Origin of the sequence: Streptomyces sp. 8L (genome assembly GCF_020176795.1) — a bacterium.
Taxonomy (GTDB): Bacteria; Actinomycetota; Actinomycetes; order Streptomycetales; family Streptomycetaceae; genus Streptomyces.
In genome coordinates, this window is the sequence record NZ_JAIUKE010000350.1 from 1 (window position 1) to 13,615 (window position 13,615).

At 75.6% G+C, this 13,615-nt stretch carries 11 protein-coding genes and 1 riboswitch; of the genes, 4 read left to right on the forward strand and 7 right to left on the reverse strand.

From position 1 onward, the window contains the following. Nucleotides 1–478, forward strand: a 478-nt coding sequence (locus LCE31_RS26100; protein ID WP_225018259.1) for a ZIP family metal transporter, incomplete at its 5' end; no start/stop codon positions are given. A 47-nt stretch (nucleotides 479–525) separates the two neighbouring features. Here the strand turns inward: LCE31_RS26100 and LCE31_RS26105 are convergent. From LCE31_RS26105 to LCE31_RS26135, 7 genes are all read right to left on the reverse strand, one after another. After that, nucleotides 526–1,920 carry a cobyrinate a,c-diamide synthase gene (locus LCE31_RS26105; RefSeq protein ID WP_225018261.1) on the reverse strand — a complete coding sequence of 465 codons (1,395 nt, stop codon included), beginning with the start codon at nucleotides 1,918–1,920 and terminating at the stop codon, nucleotides 526–528. Between the two features lie 121 nt (nucleotides 1,921–2,041). Further along, a complete protein-coding gene (cobO, locus tag LCE31_RS26110; RefSeq protein ID WP_225018263.1) occupies nucleotides 2,042–2,641 on the reverse strand; it encodes a cob(I)yrinic acid a,c-diamide adenosyltransferase in 600 nt (199 codons plus the stop codon). Next, on the reverse strand, nucleotides 2,641–4,758 hold the full coding sequence (locus tag LCE31_RS26115; RefSeq protein ID WP_225018265.1) for a putative cobaltochelatase: 2,118 nt from the start codon (nucleotides 4,756–4,758) through the stop codon (nucleotides 2,641–2,643). The genes cobO and LCE31_RS26115 overlap by 1 nt, the downstream gene beginning before the upstream one ends. 82 nt (nucleotides 4,759–4,840) lie before the next feature. Continuing rightward, nucleotides 4,841–6,409, reverse strand: coding sequence for a cobyric acid synthase (locus LCE31_RS26120; RefSeq protein ID WP_225018267.1), 1,569 nt, complete (start codon nucleotides 6,407–6,409; stop codon nucleotides 4,841–4,843). Between the two features lie 37 nt (nucleotides 6,410–6,446). Beyond that, complete coding sequence (locus LCE31_RS26125) at nucleotides 6,447–7,460, reverse strand: cobalamin biosynthesis protein (RefSeq protein WP_225018269.1); 1,014 nt, start codon at nucleotides 7,458–7,460, stop codon at nucleotides 6,447–6,449. Between the two features lie 38 nt (nucleotides 7,461–7,498). Further along, a riboswitch (cobalamin riboswitch) is annotated at nucleotides 7,499–7,629 on the reverse strand. A gap of 141 nt (nucleotides 7,630–7,770) precedes the next feature. Next, the gene (locus LCE31_RS26130; protein ID WP_225018272.1) at nucleotides 7,771–7,968 is read right to left on the reverse strand and encodes a hypothetical protein; all 198 of its coding nucleotides are present in this window, start codon (nucleotides 7,966–7,968) and stop codon (nucleotides 7,771–7,773) included. Nucleotides 7,969–8,110: 142 nt separating this feature from the next. After that, nucleotides 8,111–9,367 carry an inorganic phosphate transporter gene (locus LCE31_RS26135; RefSeq protein ID WP_225018274.1) on the reverse strand — a complete coding sequence of 419 codons (1,257 nt, stop codon included), beginning with the start codon at nucleotides 9,365–9,367 and terminating at the stop codon, nucleotides 8,111–8,113. Nucleotides 9,368–9,643: 276 nt separating this feature from the next. On the opposite strand from LCE31_RS26135, the gene LCE31_RS26140 reads away from it, so the two are divergent. From LCE31_RS26140 to LCE31_RS26150, 3 genes are all read left to right on the forward strand, one after another. Continuing rightward, nucleotides 9,644–10,357: a class II aldolase/adducin family protein gene (locus tag LCE31_RS26140; protein ID WP_225018278.1), complete on the forward strand. Its 714-nt coding sequence runs from the start codon at nucleotides 9,644–9,646 to the stop codon at nucleotides 10,355–10,357. A 60-nt stretch (nucleotides 10,358–10,417) separates the two neighbouring features. Further along, the gene (locus tag LCE31_RS26145) at nucleotides 10,418–11,545 is read left to right on the forward strand and encodes an alpha/beta hydrolase (RefSeq protein WP_225018276.1); all 1,128 of its coding nucleotides are present in this window, start codon (nucleotides 10,418–10,420) and stop codon (nucleotides 11,543–11,545) included. A gap of 412 nt (nucleotides 11,546–11,957) precedes the next feature. Next, nucleotides 11,958–13,391 (forward strand): hypothetical protein, encoded by a 1,434-nt coding sequence (locus tag LCE31_RS26150; RefSeq protein WP_374118560.1) that lies wholly within the window; start codon nucleotides 11,958–11,960, stop codon nucleotides 13,389–13,391. Nucleotides 13,392–13,615 lie beyond the last annotated feature (224 nt).

The window sequence follows — 13,615 nt, forward strand, 5'->3', positions numbered from 1 at the left end:
CGCCCCGGCCCCCGCGCGCGGCCCCTCCGGCGTCGCACGCGTCCCGAAGTTCGGTCTCACGGCGGCCGCCGCCATGGTCGGCCACAGCCTGATGGACGGTGTGGCCCTCGGCGCCGCCTTCCAGGTCAGCGGCGCGATAGGCACCGCGGTCGCGCTCGCCGTGATCGCCCACGACTTCGCCGACGGCTTCAACACGTACACGATCACCAGCCTGTACGGGAACGACCGCCGCAAGGCGCTCGCCATGCTGGTCGCGGACGCCGCCGCGCCGATCGTCGGCGCCGCGTCCACGCTCTTCTTCACGCTTCCCGAGCAGCTGCTCGGGAGCTATCTCGGGTTCTTCGGCGGCGCGCTGCTCTACCTCGCCGCCGCCGAGATCCTGCCCGAGGCCCACCACGAGCACCCGGCCCGCTCGACCCTGCTGTGCACGGTCGCGGGCGTCGCGTTCATCTGGCTGGTGGTGGGCGTGGCGGGCTGAGCGGGCGCGCGCGCCGCGCACGCCCGCGCCCCGGGGCCCGGCCGCCCTCACGCCCTCTCCGCCGCGGCCGCCGCCCGTTCCACGAAGCGCGCCGCGAACTCCGGCGTGGCCGCCCAGTGCGTGTGCAGATAGCTGGCGTGCACCCCGCGCCGTACGAACCCCTCCATGCGCCGCTCGGGCCGCACGATGCCCCACGCCGGGTACGTGCCGGAACTCGGCTGGAGGGCCGTGCGGTGGAACTCGTGGCCGCGCGCCCGCGTCCCCGCCTCCGCGATCGAACTGTCGCCGATCGCGACCGCCTCCCGGTAGCCGAGCGTCAGCCGGTCCGTCATGCGGGCGTCCGCGTCCAGCACTCCGCACATCTGCCGTCCGTCGAGCGACCGCGCCAGATAGAGCAGCCCGGCGCACTCCGCCGCGACCGGCGCACCCGAATGCGCCAGCGTGGCCACCGCGCGCCGCAGCTCCTCGTTGGCCGACAGCTCCGGCGCGTACACCTCGGGGAAGCCGCCGCCCACCACCAGGGCGGCCGTGCGGGGCGGCAGCCCGTCGTCCCGCAGCGGGTCGAAGGAGACGACGTCCGCGCCGGCCGCCGCGAGCAGCTCGGTCTGTTCCGCGTACGAGAACGTGAACGCCGAGCCGCCCGCGACCGCGACGACCGGCCGCCGTTCGTCGCGGCCGGGCCCGCCGCCGAGCGCCGCCACCGGGTCCCAGGCCGGGGCGTCGAGCGGCGGCGCGGAGCGCGCGAGCGCCAGCAGCGCCTCCAGGTCGCACCCGGCGCGTACGTGCTCCGCGAGCGCGCGCGTCGCCGCGAGCGCGTCCGCGTGCCGCTCCGCCACCGGTACGAGACCGAGGGGGCGCGACGGCGTGGCCACCCCGTCCGACCGCCGCAGCACCCCCATGACCTGGACGCCGCACTCCTCCAGCGCGTCGCGCAGCAGCTGCTCGTGCCGCTCGGAGCCGACCTTGTTGAGGATGACCCCGCCGACCCGCACGTCCGGGTCGTAGCCGACGAAGCCGTGCACCAGCGCGGCCACGGACCGCGACTGCGAGGACGCGTCCACGACGAGCACGACCGGCGCGCGCAGCAGCTTCGCCACCTGCGCAGTCGACGCCAGCTCGCCCTGGCCCGCCGCCCCGTCGTACAGCCCCATCACGCCCTCGACGACCGCGAGGTCGCACCCTTCGGCGCCGTGCGCGAACAGCGGCCCGACGAGCTCGGGCCCGCACATGTACGCGTCCAGGTTGCGGCCGGGCCGCCGCACGGGTCCCGAGCCGGAGACGGCGAGCGCGTGGTACCCGGCGTCGATGTAGTCGGGGCCGACCTTGTGCGGCGACACGGTGAGGCCGCGCTCGGAGAAGGCGGCCATCAGGCCGGTGGCGACCGTCGTCTTGCCGCTGCCCGACGAGGGAGCGGCGACGACCAGCCGGGGGACGGCGGTCACCGCGCCCCCACCGCCGCCGCGCGCCGCGCCCGGACGACAGGCGCGCCGCCGCTCCGGACGACGGCAGCGCTCTGGACGACAGACGCGCCGTCGCGGCCGGTTGCCTCTGTGGCGCGGGACGTCACCATTCGATGCCTCGCTGGCCCTTCTGACCCGCGTCCATCGGGTGCTTCACCTTCGTCATCTCCGTCACGAGGTCGGCGAAGTCCATCAGCTCCTGCGGCGCGTTGCGGCCCGTGATCACCACGTGCTGGGTGCCGGGGCGGTCCCGCAGGACCTCGATCACCTCGGCGGTGTCCACCCACCCCCAGTGCAGCGGGTAGGCGAACTCGTCGAGCACGTAGAGCCGGTGCGTCTCGGCGGCCAGGTCGCGCTTGACCTGCTCCCAGCCCTCGCGCGCCGCCTCCTCGTTGGACAGCTGGCTGTCGCGCTGGACCCACGACCAGCCCGCGCCCATCTTGTGCCAGGCGACGGTGCCGCCCTCACCGCTCGCGCCGAGCGTGGTGAGCGCCTTCTCCTCGCCGACCTTCCACTTCGCGGACTTCACGAACTGGAACACCCCGATCGGCCACCCCTGCGTCCAGGCGCGCAGGGCGAGACCGAACGCCGCGGTCGACTTGCCCTTCCCCGGGCCCGTGTGGACGAAGACCAGCGCCCGGTTGCGGCGCTGGCGCGTGGTGAGACCGTCGTCGGGGACGGTCTCCGGCTTTCCCTGGGGCATCAGGCGACCCTTCGCAGCTCGTTGGTGGTGGTGTGCCGTGCGGTGCGCGCGTGCTGTTCGTCCCGTACGTCCTTGACGAGGCCCGCGATCGAGTCGGCGCGCAGCTCCTCCAGCGTCACCGCGGTGCCGCCGAGCGAGGCCGCCAGCGACCCGGCGAGGCCGAGCCGTACGGGCCCCGACTCGCAGTCCACGACGACCGACGCGACGCCGCCGGCCGCGTGCAGGGCGGCGGCGCGCGCGGCGTGTGCGACGGCGTCGCCGCCGCCCGCCGCGGTGGCCCGGCCGTCCGTGACGACGACGAGGAGCGCGCGCCGTGCCGGGTCCCGCAGCTTCTCGACGCGCAGCACCTCGTGCGCCTTCAGCAGCCCGGCCGCCAGCGGGGTGCGGCCACCGGTCGGCAGCGACTGGAGGCGGGCCGCCGCAGCGTCGACGGACGACGTGGGCGGCAGCGCGAGCGCCGCGTCCCGGCCGCGGAAGGTGATCAGGCCGACCTTGTCGCGGCGCTGGTAGGCGTCGAGCAGCAGCGAGAGGACGGCACCCTTCACCGCGCCCATGCGCTGCCGTGCCGCCATCGATCCCGACGCGTCCACGACGAACAGCACGAGGTTGCCCTCCCGGCCCTCGCGGGTCGCCTGCCGCAGGTCGTCGCGGCGGACGATCAGCCCGCGCCCCGAGCGGCCCCTGGCCCGCTGGTGCGGGGGCGCCGCCCGCACGGTCGCGGCCAGGGCCAGCTTCGTCAGCGCGCCCTCGGGGCGGCGGGACCCGGTGGTCCTGCCGTGTTCCGTACGCGCCCTCGACCTGCGGCCCGCCGCCCCCTCGCCAAGGCCCGGCACGGTGAGGACCCGGGCGCGGAAGGGCTCGCCCGCGCCGGTGGCGGGCCGCTCGGCCGGGGCACCGCCCTGCCGGGGCACACCGTTCTCCCCGGACTCCCGCGACTCGGGCGGCCCCGCGTCCTCGCCGCCCGCGGGGTCCTGGCCCGCGCCCGGCTCCTCGGGTGCCGGCGCGCCGCCGGGTCCGCCGGGACCCGGACCGCCGGGAGGGCCGTCGCCGCCGTCGGGGTCCGTGCCGTCCGGGTCCGTGCCGTCCGGGTCGGGCTCGGGCGGGTCGTCGCTGAACTCGTCCAGCGTGCTGTCGAGTTTCTCCTCGTCCAGGCCCGGCGCGTCGAACGGGTTGCGGCGCCGCCGGTGCGGCAGCGCGAGCAGCGCGGCCTGCCGTACGTCGTCGGAGGTGACCTCGGCGCGCCCCGCCCACGCGGCGAGCGCGGTGGCCGTACGGGCCATGACGATGTCCGCGCGCATGCCGTCGACCTCGAACGCCGCGCAGGTGGCGGCTATCTGCCGCAGCACGCCGTCGCCGAGCACGACGTCGGGGAGCAGCGCGCGGGCCGCGACGATCCGCTCCCGCAGCCCGTGCTCGTCGTCCGCCCACCGCTCCGCGAACCCCTCGGGGTCGTCGTCGTACGCGAGCCTGCGGCGCACGACCTCGACCCGCAGGTCCGGCTCCCTGGAGGCGGCGACCTCGACGGTCAGCCCGAACCGGTCGAGGAGCTGCGGGCGCAGCTCGCCCTCCTCCGGGTTCATCGTGCCGACGAGGAGGAACCGCGCGGCGTGCCGCACCGAGACGCCCTCCCGCTCGACGTACGAGGCGCCCATCGCGGCGGCGTCGAGCAGCAGGTCCACCAGGTGGTCGTGGAGGAGGTTGACCTCGTCGACGTAGAGCACCCCCCGGTGCGCGTCCGCGAGCAGGCCGGGCTCGAAGGCCTTCACGCCCTCGGCGAGGGCCCGCTCGATGTCGAGCGCGCCGACGAGCCGGTCCTCGGAGGCGCCGACGGGCAGCTCCACCATGCGCGCGTGCCGGTGCACCGCGGGCTCGTTGCCGTGCGGGCCGTCGGGGCACTGCGGGTCGGGCGCGGCCGGGTCGCAGGAGAACCGGCACCCGGCGACGACGCTCAGCTCCGGCAGCAGCGCCGAGAGCGCCCGTACGGCGGTGGACTTCGCGGTCCCCTTCTCGCCGCGCACCAGCACCCCGCCGACGGCGGGGCTGACGGCGTTGAGCAGCAGGGCGAGCCGGAGGTCGTCCATGCCGACGACGGCGGTGAAGGGATAGGGGGTGGTCATGAATCTCCTTTACTACGTGAGCCGTTCAAGACGTGGACTTGTGGCCGGCCGTTCAGGCGCGCGGGCGCCGGCCCGGCGCGCGTCAGGGCGCCCCCGGCTCTACGAACGGCAGCCCCGGGGGCGCGCCCTTCTCGATCAGGCACAGCAGCGCCGCCGTGTCCGCGTGCTCCTCCACCAGGTCCGCGAGCCGCTCCAGCTGTGCCTCCCGCAGCGCGTCGAAGCCGGTGTCGGGGGCCACCACGAAGCGGCGACCCGCCTCGCGCGCCACCTCGGTCAGATACGCCCGGCGGAACACGTCGTTCTCCAGCAGCCCGTGCCAGTGCGTGCCGCGGACCGCGCCGACGACGCAGCCGTCGGGATCGCGCCCGGCGCCGTCCGCCGGGCTGTACGTGACGAAGGGCGAACCGCCGTCGACCGACGCCACGCCGTGGTGGATCTCGTACCCCTCGACCCGCTCGCCGAGCGCGGTCCCCGCCGGGCGCGCCAGCGTCTTGTCCGCCGCGAACCGCACCCGCACCGGCAGCAGGCCGAGCCCGGGGACGATCCCCGCCCGCGACTCCACGTCGTCCTCGATCCACTCGCCCAGCAGCTGGTAGCCCCCGCAGATGCCGAGCACCGGGCGGCCCGCAGCGGCCCGCCCGGCCAGCTCGCCGGCGAAGCCGCGCTCCCGCAGCCAGGCCAGCGCGCGGACCGTGCCGCGCGTCCCCGGCACGACCAGCAGGTCCGCGTCGGCGGCCTCGTCCGCGCGGTCCACGAACCGCACCCGCACGCCCGGTTCCGCGGCCAGCGCGTCGACGTCCGTGAAGTTCGACATCAGCGGAAGAGCGCACACCGCGACGCGCAGCACCTCGTCACCGACCGGCGGGCGCACGGCACCCGGCGCGCGGACGCCGAGCCCCCCGTCCTCCTCGTCGATGCCGAGGCCCTCACGCCACGGCAGCACCCCGTACGTCGGCCGCCCCGTCAGCCCCTCCAGCATGTCGAGGCCCGGTGCCAGCAGCGACACGTCGCCCCGGAACTTGTTCACCAGATAGCCCGCGACCAGGGCCTGGTCCTCGCGGCTCAGCAGCGCCGTCGTACCGAAGAACGACGCGAACACCCCGCCGCGGTCGATGTCCCCGACCACCACCACGGGAAGCCGCGCGGCCCGTGCGATCCCCATGTTCACGATGTCCGTACGGCGCAGATTGATCTCGGCGGGACTGCCCGCCCCCTCGCAGATCACCGCGTCGTACGTGGCGCGCAGCTCCGCAAGGCACTCCAGCACCGTGGAGAGCAGCGCCTCCTGGCGCCCCCCGTGGTACCCGCGTGCGCTCAGCTCACCCACCGGCCGCCCCATCAGCACCACTTGGCTGCGGGAATCGCCACCGGGCTTCAGCAGCACCGGGTTCATCAGAGCGGTCGGCTCGATCCCCGCGGCCCGCGCCTGCATCGCCTGCGCGCGGCCGATCTCCGCGCCGCCGCGCGTCACGAACGAGTTCAGTGACATGTTCTGGCCCTTGAACGGCGCCACCTTCATGCCCTGCCGCGCGAGCCACCGCAGGATGCCCGCCGTGACCACGCTCTTGCCCGCGTCCGACGTCGTACCGGCGACCAGCAGACCGCCGCCAGGCGCTCCGCCGCGCGAGCCCTTCGCCGCCGCGCCCGTCACCGCCGTACCCCTCCGCCGAGCCGTACCGTCCGCCGAGTCATGCTGCCCGCCCCGATCCCGTCGTGCACGCGCGGACGGAATCCCGCCGCGCTCCCCGTATGGCTCCCCATCCGCACCGCCCCGCCACACACGCCGCGAGCGCGAGCCAGGTCACCCGCCGCGACAGCCGCACGGCCCGCTCGATGTCCGCGACCTCCACCGGCCGTTGGCCCTCGCCGAGTACCGGGCGGTGCTCCACCCGCCCGCCGTACGCCAGCGTCCCGCCGAGGCGTACGCCGAGCGCGCCCGCGAACGACGCCTCCACCGGGCCCGCGTTGGGGCTCGGATGGCGGCGCGCGTCCCGGCGTACGACCCCGAGGGCACGGCGCGGCGGGGGGCCCGCGAGGACCGCGAGCGCCGCCGTGAGCCGGGCGCCCGGGGCGCCGGCGACATCGTCGAGCCGGGCCGACGCCCAGCCGAACCGCAGGTATCTGGGCGAACGGTGGCCCACCATCGCGTCCAGCGTGTTGACGGCGCGGAAGCCCACGAGGCCCGGCACCCCGGCCAGCGCGCCCCACACGAGGGCGCCGACGACCGCGTCGGAGGTGTTCTCGGCGACCGACTCGACCACGGCGCGCGCCAGTTGCGCCTCGTCCAGGGCCTCCGGGTCGCGTCCGCACAGATGCGGCAGCCGTTCCCGCGCGGCCTCCACGTCGCCGGCGGCGAGTGCCGACCCGATGAGGGACGCCTCCCGGGCGAGTGAGGTGCCGCCGACGACGGCCCAGGTCGCCGCCGCGGTCAGCGCGAGGGAGGCGCGGGCGCGGCCCCGTACCGTACGGGCCGCCAGCGCCGCGGCCCCGGCTGCGGCGCCGACGCAGACGGCGGTGTGGACGGCCCCGCGCCCGCGGTCGTCGCGCCACAGCAGCCGCTCCACGGCGCCCGCTGCGCGCCCGAAGGCGGCGACCGGATGGCCGCGCCGCGGATCGCCGAAGACGGCGTCCGCGAGCAGGCCGAGCCCGGCGGCGGCGCCGAATCCGAAGGCTTCCTTGACGGCTCTGCCGCGGGCAGGCATGGGGCAGCGGTGTCCTCACCCAGGGTCCGCGCCCCGGCTCGACGTGAAACACGGCGGCGAGAGTTCCTGGCTCCCGGCGCGCCGGGTGGGCGCTCGCCGGTGACAGTGGCGGGACCGCGCCGGATTCGCACCGGCTTCCTCTGCTGCTACCGCGGTAATGGCCTCGGCAGTCCACCACGCCCCACTACGCCCGTCAACTCGCCCTTGACCTGCGGTGGGGCAGTGTGCGAAGAGCCACATCGCCCCCGGCGCGAAGCGCGCACCGGGGGATGGCGGACGGTGCGGACGAACGGCCCGCGGGGGAGTGGGCTCAGCCGACGATCAGGAAGATCCCGTAGGCGACGGCCGCCGCGCACAGCGCGAAGCAGGCGTACGCGGCGGAGGTGACGACCGCGGAACCGTGCTTGGCCAGGCCCACGGTGCCCAGCGCGAACAGGCCGACGAGCCCGACGGTGACCAGCAGGCTGACACCGAAGACGGTGCCCACGGACGCCCAGTCGATGTTCATCGCGCGATGCCCTCGTTCCTGTAAATGCGGATGCGGATGTGGGTGTCGGTGTGAGTGGCGTGGGTGTGCGTGCGGGCGCGGGTGCGGAGTTGGGGCGGGGCGGAGGGTTCGGCCCCGGCGCCGGGCCGGGGAGTCCGGCCGCTCACGCCGCGGCCGACTGCGGGGGTGTGGGAGCGACCGGAGGCGCCGGGATGGTCGCGCCCAGGTCCGCGCCGGTGTCCGCGTCCTGCGCCCGCGCTCCCTGGTGCGCCGCCTGCCCGGCGGGAGCGGGCCGCGCCGTCGCGCCGCTCGTCGTGGCACTGCTCGCCGTCACGCTCTCGGCCGTGACCGGGCGGCGGCGGGCCGCCAGCCAGATCGCCACGGAGGCCGCCACCAGCACGGCCGCCACCAGCACGATGCCCCAGGTCCCCTGCCCCGTGAGGAACTCCGCCCCCGCCCCCACCGGCGCCGCCGCCGGCAGCGTCAGGCACCAGGCGACCGCCATGCGCGTCGCGGTCGACCAGCGCACCACCCCGCCCCTGCGGCCGAGGCCCGCGCCCATCACGGCGCCCGAGCAGACCTGCGTGGTGGAGAGCGAGAAGCCGAGGTGCGAGGAGGCGAGTATCGAGATCGCGGCACTGGTCTGCGCCGCGAAGCCCTGCTGCGGGCGCAGGTCGGTGAGGCCGGTGCCCAGGGTGCGGATGATGCGCCAGCCGCCGATGTACGTGCCCAGCGCGATGGCCAGTCCCGAGCAGACGATGACCCAGACCGGCGGATTGGAGCCGGGCGCGATGACTCCGCCGGTGACGAGCGCGAGGGTGATCACGCCCATCGTCTTCTGCGCGTCGTTGGTGCCGTGGGCGAGGGAGACGAGCGCGGCCGAGGCGATCTGCCCCACGCGGTAGCCCTTCGCGGTGGCCCCGTCGTCGGCGTGCCGGCCGATGCGGAAGGTCAGGCGGGCGGCGACCAGCGCCGCGATCCCGGCCACCACGGGGGCCGCGACGGCGGGCAGCAGGACCTTGGTGATCACGACGTCGCCGTTGACCGCGGAGGCGCCCGCGGACATCACGGCCGCGCCGATCAGACCGCCGAACAGGGCGTGCGACGAACTCGACGGGAGCCCGAGCAGCCAGGTGACCAGATTCCAGAGGATGGCACCGACCAGGGCGGCGAAGATGACCTGGGTTCTGATGCCGCTCTCGTTGACGATCCCGCCGGAGATCGTCTTGGCGACCTCGACGGAGAGGAACGCGCCGACGAGGTTCAGCGCGGCGGACATCGCCACCGCGATCTTGGGGTTGAGCGCACCGGTCGAGATGGTGGTGGCCATCGCGTTGGCGGTGTCGTGGAAGCCGTTCGTGAAATCGAACGCGAGGGCTGTCGCGATCACGACCGCGAGCAGCAGCGTCACATGCTCCATGTACCCAGGCAATCGTTCGACGGGGTGTGTGGCCGAGATGAACGTAGGGAGCGTGAATGAACGCAAGGTGAACTGAGTCGGTATTCGCGGTGTCTCTCCTGGCGCGTCGCCCGGCCGAAGCCGCCACCGGACCCCCGCGGTTCGGCCGGACTTCGAAGCCGCGGCCCCGGTGGAGCCGTGCGAACGCACCCTGACGGGGCGTAGGAGCCCGGCCGTACGGGGACACGCGCATCCCGCCGTCCGGGAGCGCGCTGGCACGATCCCCCCATGACTGAGATGACAGAGATGGCGGACCGGCACGGAGACGCGCTCGCGGGGGCGTGGCTCGACCTCGTCGCCACCGCACGCAGGACCGCCGCGGAAGGCCTCGTCGTCGGCACCTCGGGCAACGTGTCCGTCCGCGTGGACGACCTCGTGCTCGTCACCCCGAGCGGAGTGCCCTACGACCGGCTCGGCCCCGCGGACACCGTCGCCGTACGCCTCGACGGAACGCGGGTCCTCGGCGCCCTCACCCCCACCAGCGAGCTGCCCATGCACCTCGCCGTCTACCGCACCACCGGCGCGCGCGCCGTCGTCCACACGCACGCCGTGCACGCCACCGCCGTCTCCACGCTCGTGGACGAACTGCCCCTCGTGCACTACATGACCGCCGTGCTCGGCGGACCCGTCCGCGTCGCACCGTACGAGACGTACGGCACCGACGCCCTCGCCGAACGGATGCTCGAAGCCCTGCGGGACAGAACCGGCTGCCTCCTCCAGAACCACGGAGCGGTCACCTACGGCGCCTCGCTCGACCAGGCCTACGACCGCACGGCGCAGCTGGAGTGGATGTGCCGGCTGTGGCTCACCGCCGCGGCCGTGCCGGGGCTCACCCCCTCGCTGCTGTCCCGGGACGAGATCCGCCGGGTCGGCGAGAAGCTCGCCGGATACGGCCAGACCGCTCCGTCGGCCGACGGCGGCGCGCCCGGCCGCGGCGGCGCACAGGGCTGAACCCCCCACCGCCGCAGGCGCCCACTGGCGCGGGCGGCCCGGGCTGCGGACACTTGGGGAGTGCGCCCCGCTACAGCGACGGCTGCTGCCGTCACCACAGTGATCACCATCGGCGCGGCCGCCGCGGTGGCGGCCGGCCGCTACGCGAGCGACGCCGCACTCAAGGCCCCGCCCAGAAGACCCCTGCCCAGCGACCCCAAGGTCACCGTGCACGCCACGGCGGCCGGGCGGATCACCCTCACCCGCAGCCTCGCCTCGCTGCGCCCCGGCACCTACGGCCTGAAGGGGCCCGGCGTGCACGCCGCCGTCGGCCCGGTGGTCGAGGGCGCGGAGCGCAGCGCGGACACCGTCGTACGGCGGCTCCTGCGCGTCAGCGAGGGCAGGCTGACGCCGGGCACCCGCCTCTGGCTGACCCCCGAGGTGTACGCGGGCGACCCGGAGAAGGCCCTCGGGCTCGACTTCCACGAGGTGCTCGTCCCGGGCGAACTGGGCGAGTCGCCCGCCTGGTTCGTGCCCGGCGCCCGCGACACCTGGGTCATCTGCGTGCACGGTCTCGGCACGAGTCGCGCCCAGGCGATGAACGTCATGCCGTTCCTCACGGAGCGGCGCTTCCCCGTCCTCGCCGTGTCCTACCGGGGTGACGAGGGCGCCCCCCGGCCCCGCGAAGGGCTCGGCCACCTCGGCGACAGCGAGTGGCGCGACCTGGACGAGGCCATCGGCTTCGCCCTGCGCGGCGGCGCCCGGCGCGTGATCCTCTACGGCTGGTCCACCGGCGCGACCATGGCGCTGCGCTGCGCCGTCGACTCGGAGCGCAGGACGCGCGTCAGCGGACTGGTCCTCGACTCGCCCGTGCTGGACTGGCAGGCCACCCTCAGGGCCCTCGCCGCGGCCCGCACCCCGGCGCCCCTCGTGCCGCTCGCCGTGCGCGCCGCCCGGGGCAGGACCGGCCTCGACGAGGACCGGACCGCCGCCGCGGCCTTCCCCCACCGCCTCAAGATCCCGACTCTCGTCCTGCACGGCCCGGGCGACAGCCTCGCGCCCTGGGCCGTCTCCCGCGACATGGCGGGCCGCCGGCCCGACCTCATCAGCCTCCACACCGTCCCGGACGCGCCCCACGGAGCCATGTGGAACGCCGACCCCGAGGACTACGAGGAGGCCCTGCGCCGCTTCATCACGCCGCTGATGTGAAGGGAACCGGGCGACGTGGGGCGACGCGGGATCGCGCGGGACGACGACGAGGGGTGGCGTGAGGCGATGCCGGACGACTCCCGGCGACACGGGGTGGCGCGAGGCGACGCGCCGTGGCGTGGGGCGACGCCGTACCCGCGGAACCCGCAGAAGCGTGTTCGCGGAACCCGCGGAGCCGTCTGCGCGGAGCCCGGAGTCGCGTTCCCGGAACCGGGAGAAACGTGTGCGCGGAACCCGGAAAAACCTCGACGACCTGCGTCTACGCCGACCGCTCCGGCGAGCGCCACCGCCCCGGCCGGACAGCGGCACGCGACGGACAGAGCGTCGCGAGCCGCCCCGGTGGCGCCGCCCGCCGTGCGACGCGACACGTTCCGTTTGGGCTTTCGGGCGATCAGCGGGGAGACTGCCATCCGTGACGTCCCGAAAGCCTGATGAGCAATTGGCGCGCAACCCCAGACTCCGACTCGTCCCGTCGCAGCCGCTGGCCTCCGCACGACGGGCCGTGACCAGCGGACGCAATCGCCAGGCACCCCGGCCGCCCGCGGGCACACCGCCCCGCTCGGAGCTGGCCCGCCAGGCGAGGGCCGTCCTCTCCGACGCGGTGGGGATCGCCCGCTGGGCCGCCGCCGACCGGGACCCAGGACCCGGCTCCCTCGGCCCGAAGGCCCTGGAACGCGCCGTCGCCGCTCTGGATCTGACACCGGCCCAGGCGCGCACCGCGTGGGACCGCGCCAAGCTCTCCGGCCTCGTGGAACTCCACGACGGGGTCGTACGCCCCGGCTGGCGGCTGCACGCCTGGGACCGCGACGAGAGCGCCGTCCTGCGCGGCTGGGTCGCCCTCTTCGACGCGTGGTCGCTGATCCATCCCGCGCCCGACGACGTCGACCCCGGTGTCGTCGCGGAGGTCGTCGAATCCGTCCCCCAGGTGCTCTCCCTCCTCCAGCTCTCCGCCGGGCCCGTCACCGTGCCCGCGCTGCTCGACCTGCTGGCGCAGCGGGTGGCGGAACTCCACGAGGAACGCTGCGAGATCCCGTACGACCGCGCGACGCCCGCCGCCGAGTCGGCCGCTCCCGCGGCAACCCCGGACCCCGAGACGGCCGCCGCCACCGCCGTTCCCACCGCGGCCGCTCTCGTGCCGCTGCTGCGCTGGGCGCTTGAAGGGCTCGCGTCCGTGGGCGCGCTCACCCTCGGCGAGGGCCAGGCCACCCTCACCCCCCTCGGCAACTGGGCCGTCTGGGTCAAGCTGGAGCAGATCTGCGTCGCCGCGCAGAGCCCCGCCGGGAACATCGAGCAGTCCGCGCAGGACATGCTCCGAGGCTGCGCCCAGCTCACCCCGGGCCCCGCCCGCGCCGAGTACCGCGCCTGGCTCGCCGCCCGTACCGTCTCCAGCGCCGTCAGCGAACTCGTCACCGTCTCGCGGGGCGAGGACGCCCTGCTCCGCGGCCTCGCCTTCGAGGCGCTGCGCGTCGTCGGCGCCCCGGCGGAGCCCGCTGTCCGCGCCGTCGTCGACGAACCCCAGCTGCGGCCCTACGCCCTGATCTGGCTCGCCGAGTACGAGGGCGCGGACCCCGAGGACGCCCAGGGGATTCTCACCCGCGAGGAGTCCACCTGGCTCTGGGTCGACACGGCCGCCGCCGTGGCGGACCACGGCGACAGCGAGCTGCTCGTACGCCACCTCGATTCGGCCGTGCAGGGCAACGTGCCCACCCTCATCCAGGAGGTCCGCGCCATCGGCCACCCCAGAACCGTCCAGGTCCTGGTCGCCCTCGCCGCGGCCCACCCCGACCCCGCGCTCGCGAAGGCCGTGCGGCGGGCGGCCTTCCAGGTCCACACCGGCGGCGTCTGAGGGCGAGGGGCCGGGACCCGCAGGACCGGAACCCGCCCGGGCGAGCGGTCCTGTGGCCCCGCGGCGCGCGCCGGCCGCTCCCGCCGCGGGCCGTGGACACGTGCGGCGCGACCCCGCCCGCGCCGCCGCGCTCACCTCAGCTCTCTCACGGGCGCCGCCACGCTTGCTCCCTCACGGGCGCCGCCGCGCCCGCCCGGACTCCTTCCCGCGCCTCCCCGCTCACC

What these genes read in the sequence shown, in the direction of transcription:
- LCE31_RS26125 (WP_225018269.1), bottom strand. Translation starts at nt 7,460, where the DNA reads ATGCCTGCCCGCGGCAGAGCCGTCAAGGAAGCCTTCGGATTCGGCGCC.
- LCE31_RS26140 (WP_225018278.1), top strand. Translation starts at nt 9,644, where the DNA reads ATGACAGAGATGGCGGACCGGCACGGAGACGCGCTCGCGGGGGCGTGG.
- LCE31_RS26130 (WP_225018272.1), bottom strand. Translation starts at nt 7,968, where the DNA reads ATGAACATCGACTGGGCGTCCGTGGGCACCGTCTTCGGTGTCAGCCTG.
- cobO (WP_225018263.1), bottom strand. Translation starts at nt 2,641, where the DNA reads ATGCCCCAGGGAAAGCCGGAGACCGTCCCCGACGACGGTCTCACCACG.
- LCE31_RS26135 (WP_225018274.1), bottom strand. Translation starts at nt 9,367, where the DNA reads ATGGAGCATGTGACGCTGCTGCTCGCGGTCGTGATCGCGACAGCCCTC.
- LCE31_RS26115 (WP_225018265.1), bottom strand. Translation starts at nt 4,758, where the DNA reads ATGACCACCCCCTATCCCTTCACCGCCGTCGTCGGCATGGACGACCTC.